General features: G+C 40.7%; 23 protein-coding genes, 17 tRNA genes, 1 rRNA gene and 4 pseudogenes. 9 read left to right on the plus strand and 36 right to left on the minus strand.

All coding sequences use genetic code 11. The annotated features are described in order from the left end of the window. Positions 1–20: 20 nt before the first annotated feature. The 7 genes from QM424_RS06580 to QM424_RS06610 form a co-directional block, all read right to left on the minus strand. Positions 21–929 (minus strand): type II restriction endonuclease, encoded by a 909-nt coding sequence (locus QM424_RS06580; protein ID WP_261013238.1) that lies wholly within the window; start codon positions 927–929, stop codon positions 21–23. Between the two features lie 14 nt (positions 930–943). After that, positions 944–1,516 carry a PD-(D/E)XK nuclease superfamily protein gene (locus QM424_RS06585; RefSeq protein WP_049488228.1) on the minus strand — a complete coding sequence of 191 codons (573 nt, stop codon included), beginning with the start codon at positions 1,514–1,516 and terminating at the stop codon, positions 944–946. Then, the gene (locus tag QM424_RS06590) at positions 1,509–2,276 is read right to left on the minus strand and encodes a DNA-methyltransferase (protein ID WP_414393790.1); all 768 of its coding nucleotides are present in this window, start codon (positions 2,274–2,276) and stop codon (positions 1,509–1,511) included. Before QM424_RS06590 ends, QM424_RS06585 begins: the two co-directional genes overlap by 8 nt. 25 nt (positions 2,277–2,301) lie before the next feature. Next, entirely contained in the window at positions 2,302–3,156 is an 855-nt protein-coding gene (locus QM424_RS06595) for a DNA adenine methylase (protein ID WP_261021210.1), read from the minus strand. A gap of 156 nt (positions 3,157–3,312) precedes the next feature. After that, positions 3,313–3,717, minus strand: a complete 405-nt coding sequence (locus tag QM424_RS06600; RefSeq protein WP_000651223.1) for a PaaI family thioesterase — start codon at positions 3,715–3,717, stop codon at positions 3,313–3,315. 69 nt (positions 3,718–3,786) lie between these two features. Further along, positions 3,787–5,268, minus strand: coding sequence for a UDP-glucose--hexose-1-phosphate uridylyltransferase (locus QM424_RS06605; protein ID WP_414393792.1), 1,482 nt, complete (start codon positions 5,266–5,268; stop codon positions 3,787–3,789). Positions 5,269–5,286: 18 nt separating this feature from the next. Next, positions 5,287–6,465 carry a galactokinase gene (locus QM424_RS06610; RefSeq protein ID WP_414393794.1) on the minus strand — a complete coding sequence of 393 codons (1,179 nt, stop codon included), beginning with the start codon at positions 6,463–6,465 and terminating at the stop codon, positions 5,287–5,289. A 164-nt stretch (positions 6,466–6,629) separates the two neighbouring features. Here QM424_RS06610 and galR point away from each other — a divergent pair, with 164 nt between their 5' ends. Continuing rightward, the gene (gene galR, locus QM424_RS06615; protein ID WP_414393796.1) at positions 6,630–7,634 is read left to right on the plus strand and encodes a DNA-binding transcriptional regulator GalR; all 1,005 of its coding nucleotides are present in this window, start codon (positions 6,630–6,632) and stop codon (positions 7,632–7,634) included. Between the two features lie 34 nt (positions 7,635–7,668). Here the strand turns inward: galR and QM424_RS06620 are convergent, their stop codons facing one another. Continuing rightward, a complete protein-coding gene (locus tag QM424_RS06620) occupies positions 7,669–8,559 on the minus strand; it encodes a cation diffusion facilitator family transporter (RefSeq protein WP_414393798.1) in 891 nt (296 codons plus the stop codon). 132 nt (positions 8,560–8,691) lie between these two features. Here QM424_RS06620 and QM424_RS06625 point away from each other — a divergent pair, with 132 nt between their 5' ends. Further along, a complete protein-coding gene (locus tag QM424_RS06625; RefSeq protein ID WP_414393800.1) occupies positions 8,692–9,228 on the plus strand; it encodes a TetR/AcrR family transcriptional regulator in 537 nt (178 codons plus the stop codon). A gap of 204 nt (positions 9,229–9,432) precedes the next feature. Here the strand turns inward: QM424_RS06625 and pnuC are convergent. Beyond that, positions 9,433–9,915 (minus strand): annotated as a pseudogene (gene pnuC / locus QM424_RS06630) (nicotinamide riboside transporter PnuC); the annotation flags it as partial. Positions 9,916–9,954: 39 nt separating this feature from the next. Here pnuC and QM424_RS06635 point away from each other — a divergent pair. From QM424_RS06635 to QM424_RS06655, 5 genes and pseudogenes are all read left to right on the plus strand, one after another. Beyond that, positions 9,955–10,302 (plus strand): annotated as a pseudogene (locus tag QM424_RS06635) (IS6 family transposase); the annotation flags it as partial. Between the two features lie 27 nt (positions 10,303–10,329). Then, positions 10,330–10,650 (plus strand): annotated as a pseudogene (locus QM424_RS06640) (DNA replication protein); the annotation flags it as partial. Further along, positions 10,643–10,879, plus strand: a complete 237-nt coding sequence (locus QM424_RS06645) for a hypothetical protein (RefSeq protein ID WP_001287839.1) — start codon at positions 10,643–10,645, stop codon at positions 10,877–10,879. The pseudogene QM424_RS06640 and the gene QM424_RS06645, both read left to right, overlap by 8 nt. 12 nt (positions 10,880–10,891) lie before the next feature. Next, a complete protein-coding gene (locus QM424_RS06650; protein ID WP_125453204.1) occupies positions 10,892–11,119 on the plus strand; it encodes a DNA-binding protein in 228 nt (75 codons plus the stop codon). Further along, complete coding sequence (locus QM424_RS06655; RefSeq protein ID WP_414393802.1) at positions 11,107–11,268, plus strand: hypothetical protein; 162 nt, start codon at positions 11,107–11,109, stop codon at positions 11,266–11,268. Before QM424_RS06650 ends, QM424_RS06655 begins: the two co-directional genes overlap by 13 nt. Positions 11,269–11,492: 224 nt before the next feature. Here the strand turns inward: QM424_RS06655 and QM424_RS06660 are convergent, their stop codons facing one another. The 9 genes and pseudogenes from QM424_RS06660 to QM424_RS06700 form a co-directional block, all read right to left on the minus strand. Next, the gene (locus tag QM424_RS06660; protein ID WP_414393804.1) at positions 11,493–12,293 is read right to left on the minus strand and encodes an energy-coupling factor ABC transporter ATP-binding protein; all 801 of its coding nucleotides are present in this window, start codon (positions 12,291–12,293) and stop codon (positions 11,493–11,495) included. Then, entirely contained in the window at positions 12,280–13,116 is an 837-nt protein-coding gene (locus QM424_RS06665) for an ABC transporter ATP-binding protein (RefSeq protein ID WP_414393806.1), read from the minus strand. The genes QM424_RS06660 and QM424_RS06665 overlap by 14 nt, the downstream gene beginning before the upstream one ends. Beyond that, on the minus strand, positions 13,092–13,883 hold the full coding sequence (locus QM424_RS06670; protein ID WP_414393809.1) for an energy-coupling factor transporter transmembrane component T: 792 nt from the start codon (positions 13,881–13,883) through the stop codon (positions 13,092–13,094). Before QM424_RS06670 ends, QM424_RS06665 begins: the two co-directional genes overlap by 25 nt. Beyond that, positions 13,883–14,485: a hypothetical protein gene (locus QM424_RS06675; RefSeq protein WP_042768773.1), complete on the minus strand. Its 603-nt coding sequence runs from the start codon at positions 14,483–14,485 to the stop codon at positions 13,883–13,885. The genes QM424_RS06670 and QM424_RS06675 overlap by 1 nt, the downstream gene beginning before the upstream one ends. A gap of 337 nt (positions 14,486–14,822) precedes the next feature. Further along, positions 14,823–16,343, minus strand: coding sequence for an ABC transporter permease/substrate-binding protein (locus QM424_RS06680; protein WP_414393810.1), 1,521 nt, complete (start codon positions 16,341–16,343; stop codon positions 14,823–14,825). Continuing rightward, the gene (locus QM424_RS06685; protein WP_049484633.1) at positions 16,336–17,064 is read right to left on the minus strand and encodes an ATP-binding cassette domain-containing protein; all 729 of its coding nucleotides are present in this window, start codon (positions 17,062–17,064) and stop codon (positions 16,336–16,338) included. Before QM424_RS06685 ends, QM424_RS06680 begins: the two co-directional genes overlap by 8 nt. 14 nt (positions 17,065–17,078) lie before the next feature. Then, a pseudogene (locus tag QM424_RS06690) lies at positions 17,079–17,270 on the minus strand (nuclear transport factor 2 family protein); the annotation flags it as partial. Positions 17,271–17,304: 34 nt separating this feature from the next. After that, positions 17,305–17,748 (minus strand): MarR family winged helix-turn-helix transcriptional regulator, encoded by a 444-nt coding sequence (locus QM424_RS06695; RefSeq protein WP_414393811.1) that lies wholly within the window; start codon positions 17,746–17,748, stop codon positions 17,305–17,307. A gap of 144 nt (positions 17,749–17,892) precedes the next feature. Beyond that, positions 17,893–19,086, minus strand: a complete 1,194-nt coding sequence (locus tag QM424_RS06700) for an O-antigen ligase family protein (RefSeq protein WP_261125104.1) — start codon at positions 19,084–19,086, stop codon at positions 17,893–17,895. A gap of 283 nt (positions 19,087–19,369) precedes the next feature. Between QM424_RS06700 and birA the strand changes: the two genes are divergently transcribed. Then, positions 19,370–20,305: a bifunctional biotin--[acetyl-CoA-carboxylase] ligase/biotin operon repressor BirA gene (gene birA / locus QM424_RS06705; protein WP_414393814.1), complete on the plus strand. Its 936-nt coding sequence runs from the start codon at positions 19,370–19,372 to the stop codon at positions 20,303–20,305. Positions 20,306–20,516: 211 nt separating this feature from the next. Continuing rightward, positions 20,517–21,773: an ISL3 family transposase gene (locus QM424_RS06710; protein ID WP_414393816.1), complete on the plus strand. Its 1,257-nt coding sequence runs from the start codon at positions 20,517–20,519 to the stop codon at positions 21,771–21,773. A gap of 140 nt (positions 21,774–21,913) precedes the next feature. Here the strand turns inward: QM424_RS06710 and QM424_RS06715 are convergent. The 18 genes from QM424_RS06715 to rrf all read right to left on the minus strand — a co-directional run bounded on the left by QM424_RS06715 (position 21,914) and on the right by rrf (position 23,537). Further along, positions 21,914–22,001, minus strand: a tRNA-Ser gene (locus QM424_RS06715). Between the two features lie 6 nt (positions 22,002–22,007). Then, positions 22,008–22,081, minus strand: a tRNA-Ile gene (locus tag QM424_RS06720). 34 nt (positions 22,082–22,115) lie between these two features. Continuing rightward, positions 22,116–22,186: transfer RNA gene (locus QM424_RS06725), tRNA-Gly, on the minus strand. Positions 22,187–22,206: 20 nt separating this feature from the next. After that, positions 22,207–22,279, minus strand: a tRNA-Phe gene (locus QM424_RS06730). A gap of 3 nt (positions 22,280–22,282) precedes the next feature. Then, positions 22,283–22,356 (minus strand) — tRNA-Met (locus tag QM424_RS06735). A gap of 9 nt (positions 22,357–22,365) precedes the next feature. Continuing rightward, positions 22,366–22,455 (minus strand) — tRNA-Ser (locus QM424_RS06740). 12 nt (positions 22,456–22,467) lie between these two features. After that, positions 22,468–22,541 (minus strand) — tRNA-Ile (locus tag QM424_RS06745). A 13-nt stretch (positions 22,542–22,554) separates the two neighbouring features. Further along, positions 22,555–22,628 (minus strand) — tRNA-Met (locus QM424_RS06750). Positions 22,629–22,633: 5 nt separating this feature from the next. Then, positions 22,634–22,707 (minus strand) — tRNA-Pro (locus QM424_RS06755). A 15-nt stretch (positions 22,708–22,722) separates the two neighbouring features. Next, a tRNA-Arg gene (locus QM424_RS06760) sits at positions 22,723–22,796 on the minus strand. An 11-nt stretch (positions 22,797–22,807) separates the two neighbouring features. Continuing rightward, a tRNA-Leu gene (locus QM424_RS06765) sits at positions 22,808–22,893 on the minus strand. A 7-nt stretch (positions 22,894–22,900) separates the two neighbouring features. Further along, positions 22,901–22,972 (minus strand) — tRNA-Gly (locus tag QM424_RS06770). 22 nt (positions 22,973–22,994) lie between these two features. Next, positions 22,995–23,067: transfer RNA gene (locus QM424_RS06775), tRNA-Thr, on the minus strand. 18 nt (positions 23,068–23,085) lie between these two features. Further along, positions 23,086–23,167 (minus strand) — tRNA-Leu (locus QM424_RS06780). Between the two features lie 5 nt (positions 23,168–23,172). Further along, positions 23,173–23,245, minus strand: a tRNA-Lys gene (locus tag QM424_RS06785). A gap of 24 nt (positions 23,246–23,269) precedes the next feature. Beyond that, positions 23,270–23,342 (minus strand) — tRNA-Asp (locus QM424_RS06790). Between the two features lie 2 nt (positions 23,343–23,344). Further along, a tRNA-Val gene (locus QM424_RS06795) sits at positions 23,345–23,417 on the minus strand. A gap of 4 nt (positions 23,418–23,421) precedes the next feature. Next, positions 23,422–23,537 (minus strand): 5S ribosomal RNA (gene rrf / locus QM424_RS06800). Between the last annotated feature and the right edge of the window lie 10 nt (positions 23,538–23,547).

Below are 23,547 nucleotides of genomic sequence, written 5' to 3' on the forward strand. Positions count from 1 at the left end.
TGTTTATAGCTAATGAACAATTATTGTAAAAATAAATCAGCTAAAAATCCTTCTCTTAACATCTCTAAATTGAATACATTCGTAATGTGACTAAATGCTTCTGCTAGTGGTAAGTGTGCTGTTTTCCATCCTTGACCATCAGTAACCCAAACAAATTCAACATTGTCATCTGAAGTAACAACAAATTGACTGAGTTCAGTAAACTCTCCAGCAACCGCTTTTAATTTACTTCCTCCGCCGCCATAATAATTTGTTTCAATCAACCAAACCTTATGTTTTTCTCGGGAATAAACTGCAACATCAAATCTTCTCTCAGACTTATCAACAGGTACTTTAATCCCCCACTTATCTTTAATATATTGAGCTGTAGCTTGAGCTTTCCATTCTAATCTTTGTTCCTGAGAAATTTTTGCTACATGTCTCTCTAAAATCCCCTCCATAGTTGTTCCACTTCGGTTTTTTCGTGCATTACTATCTAATCCAGTCTCCACTCCATAAACATAATCAACTAATGAACGATTAGCATGTTGTTGTAAAAACTTTAATAAACCAGATTTCTCAATAAATTTGATGTAATCATCTATTCTGCTAGTGTCTATCGTTTTGAAATCCAATTGCTCAAAAGACATATTATCGTCATTATCTATTGTCAGAATATCTAAAACATTATCACGACTTGCAATCAAGCTAGGAATTGCTTTTAACAAATTAGGTTGTTTAGTGAATAGGTCTAATGCATCTGAATAGATATCATCTTTACCAATTAAGTAGTTTAAAGTATTCAACTCTAGTTCATACTTCTTTGTCTCACGATCAACTTTCTCCCAATTTACATAATACTCAGGAGTTCTGTTGGTAATTGAGAGAGTATTTAAAAAATTTTGTAATCTATCTTCTGATGATGAAGAAATGTAAGTATTAAAATCCATAATTCACCTTGTAATTAAAATAAACCAAAAAATGTCATGTCGTATTCATCAAGCATTATTTTGATGCCATCCCCTCGTAACATTTCAAAAGTATCACGATATTTATCTTGACCAAAAAAACTTTTATTTCCAACAAATATGAATTGCACAGAAAATGGTTCACCCTCCTGCACACTATCTAACAAACGTTGATAAATACGTCTTTTATTGCCAAAGCCCAGTAGTTTTTCATCAACACTTCCTTCGCTTTCCTGCCATTTTTTCTCAACTATATAAACTGTATGATTTTCAAAATTTATAAATACTTCATCTGGTTTCCATTGTTTAGAATTGGTATTCTTAATCCCCAATTCTTTCAAAAAATCATAAAATCTATATTGAGGCATAATTTTACCAATGATTTCTTCTTCCCCAACTCTAAAAACTTCAAAGCCTTTTGTTGCTTTTCTATCTTTGAAATCTATTTCTTTAACTTCATATCCTGGAAGGGAATCTACTAATTCCGAAAAATCAGTATCTCTTTCAAATTTCAAACCATTAGTCGTCGTTTTGGCTCCTCCTCCATGTTTATTTGGTTTTCTAGCCATAGTTTTCCTCCTCTAATCTTCTTCTAGCTATCTTCAAATATTCTTTTTCAGTATCGATACCTATAAATCTTCTACCTAATCGCTTCGCAACAACACCCGTAGTGCCACTACCAACAAATGGATCTAGAATATAGTCACCCTCTTTAGTGGAGGCCAAAATTATACGTTCCAATAAATATTCTGGTTTTTGTGTTGGATGCTTACCAGCCCATTTCTCAGCTTTTTTCGTCAAAGCACCTGTCCAAACATCTTTCATTTGCTTACCATCATTTAGCTCTTTCATCAAATCATAATTGTAGTAATGACGAGCTTTTTTATCATTTTTTCTTGCCCATAAAATAGTTTCAGTAGAATGAGTGAAATAACGACAGGATAAATTAGGTGCAGGGTTTGTTTTCTGCCAAGTAATGTTATTTAGAATTTTAAAACCTTCTTGCTCTAATGCCATTCCAACTGAGTAAATATTATGTAAACTCCCCGAAATCCAAATAGTCCCATTAGGCTTCAAAACTTCTTTTGCTAAACGAATCCATTTACGATTGAATTCGTGCTTTTCCTCAAAGGAAGAAATCTTATCCCAGTCACCTTTATCTACAGATACAACCTGTCCCCCAGAATTTGATATACCACCGTTACTCAAAAAATATGGAGGATCAGCAAAGATCATGTCCATGCTTTCTGGTTTCATTTTCGATAATAACTTAAACGTATCTGCATGAACAAGAATCATTTTATCTTTATTATAGTATGGTTTTGTCATTAAAACACCTCCATACTTATATTCGTTATTTTTCATAATTTGTGACTATAATTTCAGAAATTTTTCCTCGACTTGAAGATTTTGCTCCATTAGTTCGGATAGCTTCAACATGATGGATATTAAAATCTCGATACAACTCCTCTACCAAAAAACTAGAGGAGTTTGATAACATAACATAAGCCCCTGCATCACTCAATTTCTTAAAGGTATCTCTTAATCTTACTTGATCATCATATGAAAACCCCTCATGAGTGTAGGAAGTAAAGGCACTTGTCTCTGACAATGGAATATACGGGGGATCAAAATATACAAAATCCCCTGGTTGAACATCCAAAACAGCCTTTTCAAAATCTCCTTTTTTAATTTCTATTTGATTATTATTCAGATAAGTTGAAATAGCAGATATCAAATTATCATCAACAATTTTAGGATTTTTATAACGACCATAAGGTACATTAAACTGATTCTTAGAATTCACGCGATATAAACCATTAAAGTCTACTCTCAACATATAGAGAATACGTGCTGCCCTTTGTACTTCAGACATCATATCTATTCTTTCATCACGATCAGCAGAACGTAAATCTAAATAATATTCTTTTGAATTATATTCCTGATGAACTTTCAAAATTTCAATCAATTCTTTAGGATTGTCCTTAATTTGTTGATAGCAATTTATTAGTTCAGCGTTAAAATCATTAATAACTGCATCTTTAGGAGCTAAATCAAAAAATAAAGCTCCACCTCCAACAAAAGGTTCGAAATACCTGTTATAGGTTTTAGGCATTAATTCTCTAATAACAGGCAATAATTGTCTTTTACCACCTGTCCATTTCGTGAACGGTTGTAAAGTAACTTCCTTTATTTCTTTTATCTTCATGATTTTAATTATACCATAGAAATTAAAACACAACTCTTGTATTTTCTACCACATTACTAAATTTTCTATTTTAGAATTAAATCATATCAATATCAAAAAATGAGTAAGGCAAATTTTATAAATTCCAAAATTCACCTCACTCTATTAAATTACTCTTTATATCCTCACCTGTCTGTCTTCTGACCGCTGTCCTGTGACAAACATGGTAAAGGTTGCTTTGCAGACGTTTCTGCCTTCTTGATTGGTGATATCGACATCTACCACACAAGTTGTGCGACCTTGATGGACACATTCTCCTTTTATTGTCAATACATCATCAAGTTTTCCTGCCTTGAGGTAGTTGATAGAAGATTGGAGTGTCACTCCATCAAGTCCCAAAGATATGACCACCAAACCACTGATCTGGTCGCAAAGGGTAAAGAGATAGCCACCATGGGCATTGCCATAGTAGTTGAGCGACGAGTCCACTACTTTGGTCGTCACCACAACGTGACCATCTCTCATTTGTTCAATTTCGTAATTTTCAAAGGCAGATATAGCGTCAAAATGAAAGTCTTTCATCGTTTCCTCCTGATATTTCAAACGACACTATGATACTACTTTTTATAGGACTGTGCAAGGAGAAAGCTCCTAGTCTGGCAAAATTCCGACCTGCTCCACAAAGCGCATAAAGGCCGCCTGTCCCTGTTCCGTTTGCTTGTAGACTCCTGCATCCTCAAGAACACGCGCAAAGATAGCACCCACAGAGTCCTTGACGATTTCAAGAGCTTTTTCTTTATCCGCTAGATCTGGATGTTGGGCTTTGAGTTGGTCTGCCCATTCCTGATGATAGTCGACAACTGCATCAGCTTCTCCTACAAGATAGCTAGCGACTTGCTCCACTTCTTCTTTCAGACGTGGTGGCAAGATTGCCAAGCCCATGACCTCAATCAAGCCGATATTTTCCTTCTTGATATGTTGGACATCCTTGTGGGGATGATAGATACCATCAGGATGCTCTGGCGATGTTTGATTATCTCGTAAAACCAAGTCCAACTCAAACTGTCCATCGCGTTTACGGGCAATGGGTGTAATAGTATGGTGTGGTGTTCCATTACTTTCTGCCAAGACTTGCACACTTAAATCTGAATATTGGCGCCATTCCTGCAAAATCTTGTCAGCTAAGTTGATCAAATCTTCTTTAGAATCCGAAGTCAAACGCAACACTGACATTGGCCACTTAACAATTCCAGCCTTGACCTGCTCAAAACCAACAAAAGAGAAAGTCTTTTGCAAGGGAGCCAATTCCATAGGAAATACGTGACGGCCTCCCTGATAGTGGTCATGAGTCAGAATAGAGCCCCCCACAATCGGCAGGTCGGCATTAGAGCCTGCAAAATATTCTGGAAACTGCTCTACGATAGCCAACAGACATTCAAAACTCTGACGACTAATGGCCATGGGACGATGCTGGCCATCTAAGAAAATACAGTGCTCATTAAAATAAGCATAGGGCGAATACTGGAAGCCCCACTCCTGACCAGCCATTTCAAAACGGATAATCCGGTGATTGCTACGGGCTGGGTGGTTGACTCGACCATGGTAGCCCTCATTCTCTAGACAAAGCTGACACTGAGGATAATTACTAGCTTGCACCAACTTGGCTGCCGCAATCTCTTTGGGTTCCTTTTCAGGCTTAGAGAGGTTGATGGTAATTTCAAGTTCACCGTAATCAGATGGAACACGATAAGCAATATTTTTAGCAATGGCCTTGAGTTTGATGTAGTCATTCTTCTGACTGAGTTGGTAGAAATCCGCTATCGCTTGCTCAGGAGATCGGGCATAGGTCGCCCAAAAGTCACGATTGACCTGACTTGGACAAGGGGTCACCAAGTCCATCAGTTCAGCACCAAGAATTTCACGCGCAGTCTGACTATCCTCAATCGTCTCTAATCGAACGGCTTCCTCAACCAGCTGGTCCTTGAGGTCAATCAATTTATCCAGATTGGTCTCAACTTCCAAAACACCATCTCCCACTCGTGCCAAAACACGATTAGTCAGGTAGATTCGATCCATTTCCTCAAAGGTACTTTCAGTAATAACATGTGTTACAAATTTATCTACTAAGGTCACTATAGAGCCTCCTTTGGACTAGTCAAGGACGCGAGTGCCACCTGCAACTTCAGCGATATAGAAGCTTGGAGCGTAGCCAACTACTTCCTCGTAGTGTTTTCCAACAGCTTCCTTAAAGGCCTCAACAGTATCTTTTTGAACCAAGGCAATGGCACAGCCACCAAAACCAGCCCCTGTCATACGAGCACCGAGAACACCTTCTTGTGCCCAAGCTGTGTGAACAAGGGTATCCAATTCCAAGCCAGTTACTTCATAATCATGCTCAAGAGAAACGTGAGAAGCATTCATCAAACGACCAAATGTTTCCAAATCTCCTGCTTGGAGGGCTGCTTGAGCTTTGAGGGTACGTTGATTTTCAAGCACTGCATGACGAGCACGTTTCAAGCGATTTTCATCTTTAATCAGATAGCTGTATTGGTCAAAGGCCCACTCATCCAATTCACCCAAGGTCTGAATATCTAAGGCTGCTTGCAATTCTTCCACTGCTTTTTCACACTCAGCACGACGTTCATTGTATTTAGAGTCCGCCAATTCACGGCGTTTATTGGTGTTCATAATAACAACGACATTGTCCTTCAAATCAAGTGGCACCAAATCGTATTCTAAAGTATTAGTATCTAGGTAAATTGCACGTTGGTCAGCTCCCATACCAATAGCAAACTGATCCATGATACCAGAGTTGACTCCGATAAAGTTGTTCTCTGTTTGTTTTCCGATTTTAACCAAATCCAAACGGTCTAGTTTTAAATTAAAGAGATGCTCTGCCACGACCCCTGTCAAGAGTTCCAAAGATGCTGAAGAGGACAAGCCAGCACCATTTGGAATATTCCCATAAACATAAAAATCAAAACCTTTGTCAATCACGTGCCCAGCTTCTTGCAAGAAATGAAGAACCCCTTTTGGATAGTTGGTCCAGCTATGCTCCTTTTCAAACTTGAGGCCTGCAAGAGGAACTTCAATGATCCCCTTGTCCTCAAAGTTGGCTGAGTAGAAACGTAAAACTTGGTCGTCACGCTTGCGAGCTGCACCGTAAGTTCCCAAGGAAATAGCAGCTGGAAAAACGTGCCCACCGTTGTAGTCTGTGTGTTCACCAATCAGATTGATACGACCTGGTGAGAAGAAAGTTTGGTCTGCTTCTTGACCAAAAACAGCAAGAAAGTCTTTGCGAAGGGCTTCAGCAGTAAGATGTTGTGTCATATGAATTCTCCTTTGACTGTCCGTTAAGTCACCTTAACGTGTAATCGTTTTCTTCTATTGTATCCAAGGCATTTGCCAAGGTCAATCCTTTTTACTAAACTTTTACTAAACTATCGGTAAAAAGCAGAAAAATATGATATACTAACCTAAAAGGAGGAGGATTTATGGCTACATTAAAAGACATCGCACTGCTAGCCTCTGTCTCTATTGCAACCGTATCCCGTGTTCTCAACCGCGACCAGAGCCTATCTGTTACAGAAGAAACCAGACACCGTATTTTAACCGTTGCTGAAGAGCTGGGCTACACTAAGCACCTCAAGACAGGCGAGTCCCACAAACCCAAGCAAAAGATTGCCATTATCCAATGGGTCAGCGAACAAGGGGAGCTGGACGACCTCTACTACTACCAGATTCGCCTAGGCATAGAAAAAAGAGCCCAAGAACTGGACTATGATATCTTACGCTATTTTAATGACCATCCTTTTACCCTAAGCGAAGAAGTGATTGGGATTCTCTGCATCGGAAAATTTAGTCGAGCTCAGATTTCTGCCTTTGAAGAATACCAAAAGCCTCTTGTATTTTTAGACAGCGATACCCTTTCTCTGGGACACACCTGCATTATCACGGATTTTTACACTGCCATGAAACAGGTTGTCGATTATTTCCTCAGCCAAGGGATGGACCGTATCGGAATTCTAACAGGCCTTGAGGAAACAACAGATCAAGAAGAAATCATTGAGGATAAGCGGCTGGAGAATTTTAAAAACTACAGTCAGACAAAGGGAATCTATCATGATGAATTGGTCTTTCAAGGAAGATTTACGGCCCAGTCTGGCTATGACTTGATGAAGGAGGCTATTCAGAGTTTAGGAGACCAACTCCCAGCAGCCTTTTTCGCAGCCAGTGATAGTTTAGCCATCGGTGCCCTCCGTGCCCTCCAAGAAGCTGGAATCAATCTGCCAGACCGTGTCAACCTCATTTCCTTTAACGACACTAGCCTGACCAAGCAGGTCTATCCTCCCCTCTCCAGCATCACCGTCTATACCGAGGAAATGGGCCGAGCAGGCATGGATATTCTTAACAAGGAAGTCCTCCACGGTCGGAAAATCCCTAGCCTAACCATGCTGGGAACTAGACTGACTTTGAGAGAAAGTACAAGGAATGATTAGGATTACAAAACGACCTCTATCAAGGCCGTTTTTTCTAATGTTGATGCTCATAACTCCTCTCCAAGTCACACGCCTTACGCTTATGTTCTCGGTGACTTTCTAGGTCAGCATCCACCTCAATGGTAATATTTTGGAAACTACAATCTTTGAGGAAAATTCGAATAGATTCTTTACAAGCTTCCATATTTCCCATTTCTTTTATACAAACATGGACAATGGCATTTTTTTCCAAACCATCCATAGTCCAGAGATTAAGCTGATTAAGGCTAGCCACATTGTCCAATCGCTCCAGGCCACTCTTTACTTTCTTGATATTAATACCTTCCGGCACAGCATCCAAAAAAATCTTGACTGTAGACCAAAAACGTGGAAGGGCTTTTGAAAGAATAAAGAAAGAAATGACAAGGGACAAAAGCGGATCTAGGATATACCAATCCGTAAATCGAAGAATAATGGCCATCAAGATAACAGCCACCCAACCCAAGGTATCTTCCAGAAAATGCAGACTCAGAATAGACTCATTCTTTGTCTTTCCCTTACCAACCACTAGACTCGCTAACACATTAATAGTAATCGCAATAATTCCTAACCAGAAAATCCCCTCGTCATTGACTGGTTGCGGATTTAAAATCTTCGTAACATTTTCCAAAATGACTAGAACAGATCCTGTCATGAGTATTATCGCTGTTAGCAAGGCTCCTAGCAGACTAAACCGCTTATAACCCAAGGTGTACTGATTATCTTCTTCACGATTAGAGATGGTTTCTAGAAAAGCTGATATTCCAATTGCAATTGCATCTCCCAAGTCATGCACAGAGTCAGCAAGAACAGCGCTCGAACCAAATACTCCAGCTGCAATAAACTCGACAATGGCATAAGTCAAATTTAAGAAAAAAGCCACCCAAACAGCATATTTTGCCTTCATATTTCTCATTCCTTTGTTATAATAGATTCATGAACATCTTGTTCATTATCATTATCTACTAAAACTCAAAGAAAGGATAGAAGCAAAAGGTCAGCTTTATTCAGTTCTGAACAATTTGCCTCAAGTGTCCATATGACTAAGATTGACCGCCGTATCAGTAAAACAAAAAAAGCCATCTATCAAGCTTTTCTACAACTTTTGAATGCTAAGGGCTACGAGGCCACTACTATTCAGGATATCATTGATCTCGCAGATGTGGGACGTTCTACCTTTTACTGTCACTATGAGAGCAAGGAGCTACTTCTGGATGAGCTCTGTCGCTACCTCTTCCATCATCTCTTTGAAAGAGAGCAAGCTATTTTAACAGAGGATTATCTCACCCACATCTTTCTGCATTTTCAGAAAAATCAAGACCATATCACCAGTTTACTATTCTCCAAAAATGACTACTTCCTTCGTCAACTCCAGAGAGAGTTGGAGCACCACGTCTATCCCATGCTGGCTGATGATTTGAAAGAAACCCACCCAAGTCTGCCTGCTTCTTATCTCCAACACTTAGTTGTTACCAACTTTATCGAGACATTGACCTGGTGGCTAAAAAAAGGACCAGACTTCACAGAACAAGAAGTTGTCCAGTTTTATCTAGACCTTCTCATTCCTAAAAATTGAATACAGAGTAGAGCTCAGTTGCCTTATACCTAGGCTAATGAGTTTTTACTTTTTCAACAAGAAAAGAGGATCCGCCAATCCTCTTTTTCATCATATCAAATCCTTGATTTTCAACATTATCTGTTTTAACCGAAAACTCAAAACAGCACTTTCAAACATCTTTTCCTAGTTAGGTAAGTCAGTATTCTGCTTTGCTGCCTTACTCTACTGGTACCGACCAACTAGACTGTTAATGAGATAAATCAAGTATTTCCCTTGGATTTGCAGGCTTTCTCCCCACCAGAGATAGATTGAAAAGACATTAGTAGCAGCCCAGAATATCCGCTGTTCACGGTAAACAGCTGTCATGAGGATTTGCCCTACACCATTGGTCGCATCAATGATAGAATCACGATAGGGACGATTAGCTCCGATAGACTGATAAATAAACCCAAAGGCCAACCACCAAAGAACACTAATAGAAAGATACTTTGTCCAACCCTTGCCGTCTAGTTTACGTGCGACAAACTCTTGTTGTTCTTTCTTAAACTGGGCTTGATAAATCCAAACCAAGAGACCAATTGGCTGCATAATTGTAAAATAGAGAGTTGTCAAAACCTCACCATAGAAGCCTTTTTGAAGGGCAAGCACCAGATAAATGATGGAATTAATCAAACCAAATAGGTAGTTACTAGCACGACCTTCAGCTTCTCAAAGAGCAGAAAAAAGGTTAGTAAGACTTGAGAGATGAATCATTTTAAAGGCAAACAATTACAACAAGACGTCATCATTGTCGCTGTTGGTTATTACCTACGTTACAATCTGAGCTATCGTGAAGTTCAGGAATTGCTTTATGACCGTGGAATAAATGTTTGTCACACTACGATTTATCGGTGGGTTCAAGAATACAGCAAAATCCTCTATCATCTCTGGAAAAAGAAAAATAAACAGTCCTTCTATTCGTGGAAAATGGATGAAACCTATATCAAAATTAAGGGGCGTTGGCATTATCTCTATCGAGCGATTGATGCGGACGGTTTAACATTGGATATCTGGTTACGAAAGAAACGTCGAGCAGACGATAACAGCTATAAGTTAGAAGATACCGCCTATCAAGAAGATAAAGCACGCAAAGCAGAAACCGAAGATAAGCTAGCTATTGAAGCAATGAAAAGCAAGTACACCACGCTATTGCTAGAAAATATGTTGCTAAGTCCGTTTGAAATGCAAGATACAAAAATCATGGCAGGATTGCAAGTCCATGTTTACCCCCTCTATGACGAACTGAAAGAATTAAGAGGGCTAAATAGCGTTAAAGACCACTTGTCTTATGTTGCCAACAGACGTGAAGAATATTCTAAGCATAATATCGCACGCTACCTCAAAAAAGCCATTGAACAATATCTACCAACGGTTAAAAGGCAGGACTTAAACCATGAGTGAAGACTTAAAAACGATCAAAGAGCTGGCGGATGAGTTGAGTGTTACAAAACAAAATATTCAATATCACTACCAAAGGTTACCAAAAGAATTACAGCTTAAAAGTTCCAATGGGTCTAATCTAATAAATTCTAAAGCAGAAAAAATAATTTTAGGTAAAGTAGAAAGTAGTAGCAAATCAAATACCAAAGACCAACAAATAGAAAAACTAACTAATTTGTTAGACCAGTAACAACGATTAGCCTTGCAAGATAAAAAGTTGCTAGAAGAATACAAGACGGAAAATGATAACTTAAAAGCCCTCAAAATGCCCTCACAGGAAACAGAATTCAAACACTTAGACAATCAATATAAAGATGAAGTGAACGCTCTTAAAGAGAAGTTGGAAAATTTGCAGGAACAAATCAAAGATCAAAAAAGGATAGAAGAACAAGAAAAACCAATAAAATGGTGGGGACTATGGCGAAAATAGATGATTCAGTTAAAAAGAAAGTTCCAGAATTGCGATTTAAAGGATTCATGGATGAATGGGAACAGCGTAAGTTGGGAGACGAAGTTCGAATAGTGATGGGACAGTCTCCTAATTCAGAAAATTATACTGATGATCCTAATGGGCGCTAAAAATGCGAAGACCTATGAAGACCTATTTTGTATTAGTCAAACAAAAAATCCAAAAGAAATGGTATATGATTATGACCATGAAACAAAGTAAAATCAAACCGAGTGATCTGAGGAAGCACCCGATGATCATGAAACGTTATTAAACACAAAAGTCACCCATGTGAGTTCTTGCCAGAAGCTGAAGTTAATCCTTCAACCTGGAAAACCCGCAGAGGTGACTTTTTCTATACATCTCGATTTTTCTGGCAATAATCATTAACCGATAAATATGTCTGTGAATCACCCAGCGACTCCGCTATGTCCATAATCCGCGGTGGTAGTAATCCCACTCGCTGGACAAGTTCGTGATTGCTGAACAATTCCCGTGGACTGCCGGCGAAGCCAAACTTCCCGTGTTCCATAACATACACCGACTCAAACTCGGCGGCGACCCAATCCATATCATGGGTGATGGTCACAACTTGGTGGCCCGAATCAGCCAACTGATGGAAAATTGCGGTCAACTTGCGCCGGCTTTCCCAATCAAGCGACATCATCGGCTCATCAAATAAATAAATCGCCGGATCCACTGCCAAAACTGTGGCAACGCTCAACAGCTTGCGTTCCGACAATGACAGGTCATATGGACTTTCAGCTGTTTTATCATCCAAGCCAACTCTTTTTAGAGCCGCTAAAGCCCGCCTCGTAATCGTGTCGTGGTCATCCATGACCTGTGCGACACTCCACTCCACCTCTCGTTGAACGGTCGGGTTGAAAAGCTGATCGTCAGGATTCTGAAAAGTAATCCCAACCTTCAGTAACTTTTCGACTGGTTTAAGATCATTAAAATTTTCTCCATCAATCTTAATCACACCGGTTTGTGGTGTCAGCAAGCCCGTCAACAATTTGAAGAGCGTTGATTTGCCAGCACCATTTTGGCCGACAATCGCCACCATCGGATCGGCGAAGTGTTTGTCTCCAACATCCAATCTAAAGGACCGTTCCGGATAAGTGAACGTCAGGTTGCTCAGTTCAATTGTGGACATAACGAACCTCCTTCAGATCAGCGTCATTCACCGGATACCGGCCATCAGCCAAGTGCCAATCCATTTTTTGAGCAAGTTGCTGGATTGTAGGGGCTGGAATCTGCCAGTCAGCTGCCAAATGATTAAACACCTCACCCGGCCTGCCCTGGGCTACCATTTGACCCTCGTGCAGCACCCACACAACGTCGGCGACTTCGCACAAATCGTCAATTTCACTGGTGACAATGAAGACAGTCGTCTCTTTGACTTGGGCCAGCCATTGGAAAAATTGTCGGCGGCCAAGGGGATCCATTTGACTGGTCGGATCATCCATAATCAAAACAGCCGGATTAGCCACAATCGCCGTGGCAATTGCCAACCGCTGGATCTGACCACCGGAAAGGCTCTCGGGACGCAAATTCAGCTGTTCAATCAACCCCATTTGCGTGGCAACTTCTTCAACCCGTTTTTGAATCAGTCCTTCAGCCATTCCCTGATTAATCAAGTCAAAGGCGATTTCATCGGCAACCGTCTCTGCCAACCCGCTTAGTTGGCCAGCTGGATTTTGCAGTACAACTCCATTCATGGCATTATAAACGAGCCAATTGTCAGACACTCGCTGGCCAAACATGTGCCAATCGCCCTCAATCTCAGCAGACACAATTTTGGGAATGACCCCTGCCAGCACACGGCACAAAGTCGATTTGCCGGAGTGGCTATTCCCGATAATCCCAACCACCTGGCCGGTATGAACCTCCGCGTTAATCTTACGCAGTTGTGGTTGCTCAGTACCCAGATAACGGGTGGTCAAATTTTCAATTACAATCCGTTTATCTTCGTCCATATCTTCCACCCAATCAATAAAATTGCCAATCCAGTCAGACCAATGTGCAGCGTCCGCGACAGGCGATACACGCGCTGGGAGGTTCTGACAGTCCGGTTGAGATTATCAAAACCTCTCAGTTGGAGAGAAATCGACCGCGTCATCGATTGATCCAAGGTCTTAATCACCAATGGAATTAGAACCGGCAGGACTGACTTTAATTTCTGAATCAACGTTTTTTGCGGATTGGTTCCGCGAACTTTTTGTGCCTGCTGGATTTTCCGCATATTGCGCATCATTTCCGGCAAAATATAACACACCGACATCAGAACGTAGACGGTTTTATAAGACAATCCGGACAGTTCCAAATAGGCCGCGTTTTCTGAAATACTCGTGGTCACCATAAAAAAGCCACTGGTCAAAATAATCACCAATACTCGACAACCCAGAGTGGTGGCGTAAATCAGGCCTTCTTTGTAGAACGACACCCCAAGCACAGAAAACAGCACAGTTTGATTCCGACTGTAAAATAATCCTTGGATGATCAGCATGGTGCAAATCAGAAACAGGCTGAATCCCAGCGCCTTAAAGGTGGTAGAACTCAATTTGGAAAATAACAATAGCAGTGTTGCGACAAGAATTAATCCGGCCTGAAGCAATAAATTCATACTGGCAAAGCTCAACAACGTCATGTCCAAGATGAACAAGAGCTTAGTAATCGGATCGATCACCTGGTACCACTTGAGCTTGACCCATGGCGCTCCAGAAATCAATGTTTTATCAGTCATCATTTATCATCGCTAAAGAAGTGCACCATCCGCTTCGGCAGCTGACGATAGATGAAAAATGCCAGGTAGGCCACGCAGACTTTATCTAAAATATCCAAGACAAACTCATCGGTAAATGAGGCCAGCCACACTGGTACATGATTGGCGACCATTACCGCAAACAATGAGTCACCCCAAGCGATACCGGTCTGACCACCCCAAAAGATGACGTTGAGTGGCGTTGAAATGACAGCTGAAACGATGGCAATAATAATAGCAGAAACAAATACTCGTCGCGCTGACGAGAACCACCCATTGGCGTGCAAGACTCCGACAGCAATCCCAATTCCGATGCTGGTAATCGCATACACGGTTGAAATTGGCGATAAGGTCAGCCCATAGATCACGTTGTTGATGAAACCACTAATGGCACCGGCAACCGGCCCAGCCAACATGCTGGTAAGAAAGGTTCCCAAAGACCCCAGCCAAACGGGCAACTTTAACCCCTCCGCCAAGGCTTTGGCAACATAGTTAATCCCCACGGCAGCGGGAATCAAAGTCATGGTGGCAGCACTTAACTTAAATTTCCACATACTGGTACGATGAATCGGTTCTGTTTTCATAATCTTCTCCTTTTGTTTTTAAAGAGCCGTGTCTGGATAGACTTTCGGACGCAACGCTCTATTATATATCTACTGAACTGTCTATACACAAGATTTCCATCCTTAGTCGACATGAGCTGGAAATCTTTATTTGTTAAGTAGTTCACAACACATTATACACCTATTTTGTGAATAGTCAAGTGTATTTACAGTAAAATTTTAGAAAATCCTAAAAATTTCCTCTTATTTTCCATTTTAAAAGACATTCTGTAATTCTAATATCAAAAAAGCCCAGACGACATTGTCTGAGCATTCTTCTGTATGGTCATTTAAAGAAGTTAAGTTTAGCATTTTCAAGCTATTTCTTCAACAAACCTTGTTCTTTGAGAAATTCCTTGGCTACTTGTTCTGCTGACTTGCCTTCGACACCGACTTGATAATTAAGCTGGCTCATCTGGCTTTCTGTAATCTTACCAGCTAATTTATTCAGTACAGCTTCCAACTCTGGATGTTTCTTGAGAAGAGCTTCTTTCATGAGAGGAGCCCCCTGATATGGTGGGAAGAGTTGCTTGTCATCTTCCAGGACCTGTAAATCATAACGCGCCAATTCCGCATCTGTCGAATAGGCGTCCGTGATTTGAATATCGCCTGACTGAATTGCCTGATAGCGAAGAGCTGGCTCCATGGTCGCTACATTAAGATTGAGACCATACATTGATTGCAAGCCCTTATTGCCATCTTCACGGTCATTAAACTCGAGAGTAAAACCAGCCTTCAACTGTCCTTCCACTTTTTTTAAGTCCGAAATGGTCTTCAAGCCATATTCTTGAGCAATTTTCTTCGGAACAGCTACAGCGTAGGTATTTTGATAAGACATGGGTTTGAGATAGGCTAGATGATCCTGTTTGGCAATACCATCACGCGCTACATCATAAACCTGCTCTGGCTCATGACTCACTTTCGGTGATGGTTGAAGTAAACTTTCAGTCACCGTACCAGTAAATTCAGGGTAGATGTCAATATCGCCTTTTTTCAAAGCTTCATAGAGGAAGCTTGTTTTCCCAAAATTCGGTTTAACAGTCGCAGTCATACTGGTATTTTCTTCAATCAGCAACTTATACATATTAGCCAAAATTTCGGGTTCTGGTCCCAATTTCCCAGCAATTACCAAATTTTCTTTCTCTTTCTGAGCCAAAAGAGCTGGACTATAAGACAGACCGAGCAATAAGGCCACCAAGGCAAAACCAGAGAAAATCGTCCGCAATTTTGCTTTTTCCATCACTTTTAGTAGGAAGTTAAAGGCAATAGCCAGCACTGCAGAAGAAAGGGCCCCGATTAAAATCAGACTAGCATTATTACGGTCAATTCCTAAAAGGATAAAGGAACCCAGTCCCCCAGCCCCAATCAAGGCAGCCAAGGTTGCCGTACCGATAATCAGGACAGCTGCCGTCCGAATCCCAGACATAATGACAGGCATGGCAAGTGGAATTTCAAACTTCTTGAGGCGCTCCCATCGAGTCATCCCAAAGGCAATCCCAGCCTCTTGCAGACTTGGATCAATTCCCTTTAGCCCAGTGATGGTATTTTGTAAGATCGGAAAAATCGCATAAATCACTAGAGCTGTCAAAGCTGGCAAGGTCCCAATTCCCATCAAAGGAATAAAGAGCCCCAACAAGGCCAAAGACGGGATGGTCTGGAAAATTCCTGCAATCTGCAAGACCCAGTCCGCCAACTTCGCATGATAGCGAAGATAAACAGCCAAGGGAATCGCGATAAAAATAGCTAGTAACAAGGTCAAAAGCGACAACTGCAAATGTTGAGATAGAGCTGTCAACCAATCACTAAAACGATCCTGAAAAGTTGCAATTAAATTAGTCATGAACACTACCTCCAAACAAGTCTGCTACAAAGTCTGTTGCAGGAGCTTTTAAAATCGTCTCAGGATTTGCCACCTGACGAATTTCTCCATCCTGCAAGACAGCAATTCGGTCCGCCAACTTCAAGGCTTCATCCGTATCATGGGTCACAAAAATCGTTGTCATCCCAAACTCTTTATGCAATTCTTTCGTCAGAACCTGCAACTGCTTTCTCGAAATTGCATCCAAAGCCGAAAAAGGTTCATCCATAAGTAAAATCTTAGGCTGACCAATCATGGCACGAACAATACCAACTCGTTGCTGTTCTCCACCAGATAGTTCACTAGGTAAGCGATGCCCATACTCAGCTACTGGTAAACCAACCTTAGCCAAAAGCTCTTCTGTTTTCTGAGCAATTTCTTCCTTAGTCCAGCCCTTCATCTCAGGAATCAGAGCAATATTTTCCGCAACCGTTAGATTAGGAAATAGAGCAATGGCCTGTAAAACATAACCAGTAGAAAGACGAAGTTCACGCTCATCATAGTCTTTGATACGCTTACCATCCATATAAATATTTCCATCAGTCGGTTCCAAAAGACGGTTAATCATCTTGATCATAGTCGTCTTACCGGACCCCGAAGGCCCAACTAAAACCATAAATTCCCCATTCTCAATCCGTAAATTGACATCTCTCAAAACATCTTTTTCTGTGTAGCGCAAGGCTACATTTTTGTATTCAATCATTCTTTGTCCTCATTTTAAAACTTCCCTCGGTTGATCAAGTCTTCTACCTTAGGCATAACTTCCTTATTATCCCAATGCTCCACAATTTTCCCGTTTTCTAGACGGAAGATATCGTACTGGGCATAGGCAAGGCCATCAATCTGAGTCTGGCCATAGCTGACTACATAGTTTCCTTGTCCTAATAGTTGGAAAACAAAGTCGAAAGTGGCCTTTACTTATAAACAGCTAATTTGCTCCATTTTAAACCTCATTTTCACCCTCTTTCAGATTAGCCAAAATTCTTTCTTGAAAGGCTTCAAACTGCCGAATTTCTTCCTCTGAAAATCCTTTGTAAAAGATCGTATCCAATTTCTGACTGACACGATGTCCCACTTCTTTCTGGGACTGTCCCAAGTCTGTTAAAACTAGATACTTCTTACGATTGTCTTCTCCACATGGACTAACAGTTACAAGATTTTGTTCTTCTAGCTTTTTTATCATAGTCGTCAGCGTATTATTAGCAAGTCCAGTCGCAAGCGCAATATCTGTAGCAGTTGCACAGCCTGTTTCACTATTCCATAAAACCGCTAAAATCTTTCCCTGCTCACTCCTATAAAGAGCTTCAGGGTCTTGGCTCAGTAACTTTTGAAAAATCCGCCCATTCAACAAACGAATATGATGGGCTAGCAAATGACTATCTTTCATAACACCTCCAATTTATTTCGATATCGAAATGAATAACGTTATTGTAACACTTATCATTCCAACTGTCAACTATTTCGATTTAGAAATAATTTTTCCCAGTAAAAAAATCTCCTACCCAAAATAGAAGATTTTAATCTTATAAACTTAATCCGTCATGTCCGATACCAAGGTTCGATGCTCCAACGGAATACTGCACATAACTAGCAAGAAAATGAAACCGGACTGAATCCAGAAGAGGGCCAAATCAAAAATTCCGTGCACAGCAACCACTGTAAGGAAAGACAGATAAAGACCGATAATCGGACGTTTCCCCGACTCCTGACTCATGTCCATCATCAAGCGAACAGGAGCGACAGAAGACAAAACTAATAGAATAGTCCCCACAATTCCGTAACTCAGAATCGTGTCAATATACAGACTGTGTGCATGTTCGTGATAAGGAGCATGTATCCGAGGATAAGAGTGCATATAGGTCAATGGACCCTCACCCCAAAAAGGATTTTGCTTAAACAAGGCCATCCCCGCATCCCAAATAGAGATGCGCTCTTCCATAGAAGAATCTAAAGTCCCCATCCGAACTCCCAAATCACTAGAAAAGAGGAAACTCAAGCCGATCGCGAAGACCCCAATACTAAGCCAAAAAGCCTTCCAGTTTTTAATGGTCGTAAAGAGATAGATGATTGCTCCAGCGATAATAGCAGGAAAGGCAGTTCGATTTTGAGTAAAGTTCAAACCAAAGAGATTCACAAAGCCTGCAATCACACAGAATACTTTCAACCAATTCAACTTGGTAGTTGTAAACAGATAGAAGGCAATCATGATACAGAAACAACAAATAATTCCATAATAATTAGGATTAAAGAAGGTCACTTCTGCACGATTCTGATGCCAGACCTGCATATTGGGTGAAAGAAAAGCATAGTTGAATTTCTTCACAATTTGGAAATGCTCTAAACTCGCAAAAGCAGCTGACAATACACTACCAAACAAGACGAGCTGCAAAATCAATCGAAAGAATTTATGTGATAAAATCGACTGATAGTGCAAAAAGAAAACAGTAAATAGAAACATTCCTACTGAAGCCACAAGACCCATCCAATTTTGTGCAAAAACGGATATAACAGTACTATAGCCAAGAAAAAGAAGCAGCATTGGATGCTCCCCCATTTTCTGAAGAATACTTTTCATATCTCCTGTAAAAATCAAACTGATAATATATAAACAGAATACAACTACAAAAAGATAAAAGGGTAAAAAGATACTCAGGATAATTCCCAATAAAATAAGTTCTTTACTAGACAACCCTTTCAGCTTTTCAATAAAGCCTATTGATTTCAAAATGAATCCTTTCTCTCCAAATCAATTGATTCAGATAATAGTAAGCTACCCTTTATTGTACCACTTTTTTAGCAATTTGAAAACAAAGGAAACGTTTCCTAGGTAAAAAAAGGAGCAAAAATACTGAGATTTCAAAACTCAATCTTAACGATTGCATTTTCTCTAAGAAAATCATGCCGTAAATAGTAGGCGTATGTTAAAATAGTAGTAATAAAATATAGATTAGGCGCAACTATACAAACTAGATTCAAATCATATACTATTCTTAAAGAAAGGAAACACTATGAAATCCTACCAAGCCGTCTACCAAATTCTAGCTAAAGAAACCGACTATATCAGCGGAGAAAAGATTGCAGAAGAACTATCACTGACCCGAACATCAATTTGGAAAGCCATCAAGCGTTTAGAACAAGAAGGCATTGAAATTGATAGTATTAAAAACAAAGGCTATAAACTAGTGAATGGAGACCTTATTCTTCCGGAACTTCTAGAACAAAATCTTCCAATTAAAATCAGTTTTAAATCCGAAACAAGATCAACACAACTGGATGCAAAAGAAGCAATTGATTTAGGGAATGAAGCAAACACACTCTATCTAGCTTCCTATCAAACAGCTGGACGAGGCCGTTTTCAACGTTCTTTCTACTCCCCACAAGGTGGCATTTATATGACACTCCATCTTAAACCAAACCTCCCCTATGACCAATTACCATCCTACACACTACTTGTAGCAGGAGCTATCTACAAAGCCATTAAGAACCTAACATTAATAGATGTCGACATAAAATGGGTCAATGATATCTACCTCAAAAATCATAAAATTGGAGGAATCCTCACTGAGGCAATGACGTCTGTAGAAACTGGCTTAGTCACAGATATCATTATTGGAGTAGGAATCAACTTTGCTATCAAAGACTTCCCTCAAGAATTAAAAGAAAAGGCTGCTAGTCTATTTAAAGCACCAGCACCTATAACAAGAAATGAATTAATTATCGAAATATGGCGTGCTTTCTTCGAAACACCAGCAGATGAGTTATTATACCTATATAAAAAACAGTCATTCGTTCTTGGAAAAGAAGTTACTTTCACACTGGATAAAAAAGACTACAAGGGACTTGCTAAAGATATCTCTGAAAATGGAAAACTTTTGGTGCAATGTGATAACGGAAAAGAAATCTGGCTCAATAGCGGAGAAATTTCACTCAAGAGTTGGAAGTAATAATAAACTAGCACAACCATAAAAACGACAATATATAAAGATTTAGTATTTCTTCAGCCCTATACAGTTGTCAAAGAGCACAAAAAACTGGCTCTATAATATTTGTAGTGGGTAACCCCCTATGGATATTATGGAGCCTATTTTGTGTAGAAAAAAAGTCCCATATGACCTATAATGAAAAGCGATCAAACAACTCATTAGAAAGAATCATATGGAACAATTACATTTTATCACAAAACTACTCGATATCAAAGACCCTAATATCCAATTTATGGATATCATCAATAGGGATACACACAAAGAAATCATCGCCAAACTAGACTACGATGCTCCATCTTGTCCTTATTGTGGAAGTCAAATGAAAAAATATGACTTTCAAAAGCCGTCGAAAATTCCTTACCTCAAAACGACTGGTATGCCTACTAGAATTCTTCTGAAAAAGCGTCGTTTCAAGTGCTATCATTGCTCGAAAGTGATGGTCGCCGAGACCTCACTCGTCAAGAAGAATCATCAAATTCCTCGTATTATCAACCAAAAGATTGCGCAAAAGTTAATTGAAAAGACTTCTATGACCGATATTGCCCATCAGCTTTCCATTTCAACTTCAACTGTCATTCGAAAGCTCAATGATTTCCACTTTAAGCATGATTTTTCTCGTCTTCCTGAGATTATGTCCTGGGACGAGTATGCCTTTACAAAGGGAAAGATGAGTTTCATTGAACAAGATTTTGATAATCTCAACATCATCACTGTTCTTGAAGGCAGAACACAGGCTATCATCCGAAATCACTTTCCGCGCTACGAGCGAGCTGTTCGTTGTCAGGTGAAAATCATTACGATGGATATGTTTAGCCCTTACTACGATATTGCCAGTAAACTTTTTCCTAACGCTAAAATCGTTCTTGACCGCTTTCACATTATCCAACATCTAAGCCGTGCCATGAGTCGTGTACGTGTCCAAATCATGAATCAATTTGAGCAAAAATCCCATGAATACAAGGCCATCAAACGCTACTGGAAACTCATTCAACAGGATAGTCGTAAACTGAGTGATAAACGATTTTATCGCCCTACTTTTCGTATGCACTTAACGAATAAAGAGATTCTAGACAAGATTTTGAGCTATTCAGAAGAGTTGAAACACCACTACAATCACTATCAACTCTTGCTTTTTCACTTTCAGAACAAGGAACCTGACAAATTCTTCGGACTTATTGAGGACAATCTAAAGCAGGTTCATCCTCTTTTTCAGACTGTCTTTAAAACCTTTCTAAAGGACAAAGAGAAAATCGTCAACGCCCTTCAACTCCCCTATTCTAAAGCCAAACTGGAAGAGACCAATAATCTCGTTAAACTTATCAAACGAAATGCCTTTGGATTTCGGAACCTTGAAAACTTCAAAAAACGAATTTTTATCGCTCTCAATATCAAAAAAGAAAGGACAAATTTCGTCCTTTCTAGATTTTAGCTTTTCTCCAGCCCACTACAGTTGACAAAGAGCGCAAAAAAACTTCAGATAAGTAATCCAATTAAGTTTTACAAATCTGAAGTTTTTATTCTACTATTCTTAAAAATACAAAAAAAGAGAGTTATAAACCCTCATTAAAACGGAGAATAAGGGATTCGAACCCTTGCGCCAGTTACCCGACCTAACGATTTAGCAAACCGTCCTCTTCAGCCTCTTGAGTAATTCTCCAATTAATGGGCACGAGTGGACTCGAACCACCGACCTCACGCTTATCAGGCGTGCGCTCTAACCACCTGAGCTACGCGCCCAAGTTAAAAACTTGGTAATTTGAACAAAGTTCAAAGCGGGTGACGAGAATCGAACTCGCGACAACAGCTTGGAAGGCTGTAGTTTTACCACTAAACTACACCCGCATACATACTATAATTAAAAATGGCGCGAGACGGAATCGAACCGCCGACACATGGAGCTTCAATCCATTGCTCTACCAACTGAGCTACCGAGCCTTATTGCGGGAGCAGGATTTGAACCTACGACCTTCGGGTTATGAGCCCGACGAGCTACCGAGCTGCTCCATCCCGCGTTAATGAAAAGGAGGATGTGGGATTCGAACCCACGCACGCTTTTACACGCCTGACGGTTTTCAAGACCGTTCCCTTCAGCCGGACTTGGGTAATCCTCCATAATATTCAAATGGACCTTGTAGGACTTGAACCTACGACCACTCGGTTATGAGCCGAGAGCTCTAACCAGCTGAGCTAAAGGTCCAACAAGATCATTATAGCGGCGAAGGGGATCGAACCCCCGACCTCCCGGGTATGAACCGGACGCTCTAGCCAGCTGAGCTACACCGCCATATATCGGGAAGACAGGATTCGAACCTGCGACACCTTGGTCCCAAACCAAGTACTCTACCAAGCTGAGCTACTTCCCGAGTTAAATAGAAAAATGCACCCTAGAGGAGTCGAACCTCTAACCGCCTGATTCGTAGTCAGGTACTCTATCCAGTTGAGCTAAGGGTGCTCATTATATTATGCCGAGGACCGGAATCGAACCGGTACGATCGTTACCAATCGCAGGATTTTAAGTCCTGTGCGTCTGCCAGTTCCGCCACCCCGGCCTCTCTAAGCGAACGACGGGATTCGAACCCGCGACCCCCACCTTGGCAAGGTGGTGTTCTACCACTGAACTACGTTCGCACTGTTTTCTTCTATCTAAAAATGCCGGCTACATGACTTGAACACGCGACCCTCTGATTACAAATCAGATGCTCTACCAACTGAGCTAAGCCGGCTCATTTATTATATCTTAATGCGGGTTAAGGGACTTGAACCCCCACGCCGTTAAGCGCCAGATCCTAAATCTGGTGCGTCTGCCAATTCCGCCAAACCCGCAGATATGACCCGTACTGGGCTCGAACCAGTGACCCATTGATTAAAAGTCAATTGCTCTACCAACTGAGCTAACGAGTCTAAAATAACTTCCGTTATCTTAAACGGTCCCGACGGGAATCGAACCCGCGATCTTCGCCGTGACAGGGCGACGTGATAACCGCTACACTACGGGACCTTTGGGAGTTAACGGGATCGAACCGCTGACCCTCTGCTTGTAAGGCAGATGCTCTCCCAGCTGAGCTAAACTCCCTAGAGCTAAGCGACTTCCATATCTCACAGGGGGCAACCCCCAACTACTTCCGGCGTTCTAGGGCTTAACTTCTGTGTTCGGCATGGGTACAGGTGTATCTCCTAGGCTATCGTCACTTAACTCTGAGTAA

This window comes from Streptococcus mitis (assembly GCF_047464945.1).
GTDB classification, from domain to species: Bacteria; Bacillota; Bacilli; order Lactobacillales; family Streptococcaceae; genus Streptococcus; species Streptococcus mitis_EA.

Bases quoted from the DNA above. Each gene is read 5' to 3' on its own strand.
- QM424_RS06645 (WP_001287839.1), top strand. From the start codon at position 10,643: ATGAGTGAAGACTTAAAAACGATCAAAGAGCTGGCGGATGAGTTGAGT.
- QM424_RS06695 (WP_414393811.1), bottom strand. From the start codon at position 17,748: ATGAAAGATAGTCATTTGCTAGCCCATCATATTCGTTTGTTGAATGGG.
- QM424_RS06625 (WP_414393800.1), top strand. From the start codon at position 8,692: ATGACTAAGATTGACCGCCGTATCAGTAAAACAAAAAAAGCCATCTAT.
- QM424_RS06665 (WP_414393806.1), bottom strand. From the start codon at position 13,116: ATGGACGAAGATAAACGGATTGTAATTGAAAATTTGACCACCCGTTAT.
- QM424_RS06655 (WP_414393802.1), top strand. From the start codon at position 11,107: ATGGCGAAAATAGATGATTCAGTTAAAAAGAAAGTTCCAGAATTGCGA.
- QM424_RS06620 (WP_414393798.1), bottom strand. From the start codon at position 8,559: ATGAAGGCAAAATATGCTGTTTGGGTGGCTTTTTTCTTAAATTTGACT.
- QM424_RS06580 (WP_261013238.1), bottom strand. From the start codon at position 929: ATGGATTTTAATACTTACATTTCTTCATCATCAGAAGATAGATTACAA.
- QM424_RS06600 (WP_000651223.1), bottom strand. From the start codon at position 3,717: ATGAAAGACTTTCATTTTGACGCTATATCTGCCTTTGAAAATTACGAA.
- galR (WP_414393796.1), top strand. From the start codon at position 6,630: ATGGCTACATTAAAAGACATCGCACTGCTAGCCTCTGTCTCTATTGCA.
- QM424_RS06585 (WP_049488228.1), bottom strand. From the start codon at position 1,516: ATGGCTAGAAAACCAAATAAACATGGAGGAGGAGCCAAAACGACGACT.
- QM424_RS06685 (WP_049484633.1), bottom strand. From the start codon at position 17,064: ATGATTGAATACAAAAATGTAGCCTTGCGCTACACAGAAAAAGATGTT.
- QM424_RS06675 (WP_042768773.1), bottom strand. From the start codon at position 14,485: ATGAAAACAGAACCGATTCATCGTACCAGTATGTGGAAATTTAAGTTA.
- QM424_RS06660 (WP_414393804.1), bottom strand. From the start codon at position 12,293: ATGTCCACAATTGAACTGAGCAACCTGACGTTCACTTATCCGGAACGG.
- QM424_RS06610 (WP_414393794.1), bottom strand. From the start codon at position 6,465: ATGACACAACATCTTACTGCTGAAGCCCTTCGCAAAGACTTTCTTGCT.
- QM424_RS06670 (WP_414393809.1), bottom strand. From the start codon at position 13,883: ATGACTGATAAAACATTGATTTCTGGAGCGCCATGGGTCAAGCTCAAG.
- birA (WP_414393814.1), top strand. From the start codon at position 19,370: ATGAAATCCTACCAAGCCGTCTACCAAATTCTAGCTAAAGAAACCGAC.
- QM424_RS06710 (WP_414393816.1), top strand. From the start codon at position 20,517: ATGGAACAATTACATTTTATCACAAAACTACTCGATATCAAAGACCCT.
- QM424_RS06680 (WP_414393810.1), bottom strand. From the start codon at position 16,343: ATGACTAATTTAATTGCAACTTTTCAGGATCGTTTTAGTGATTGGTTG.
- QM424_RS06590 (WP_414393790.1), bottom strand. From the start codon at position 2,276: ATGACAAAACCATACTATAATAAAGATAAAATGATTCTTGTTCATGCA.
- QM424_RS06595 (WP_261021210.1), bottom strand. From the start codon at position 3,156: ATGAAGATAAAAGAAATAAAGGAAGTTACTTTACAACCGTTCACGAAA.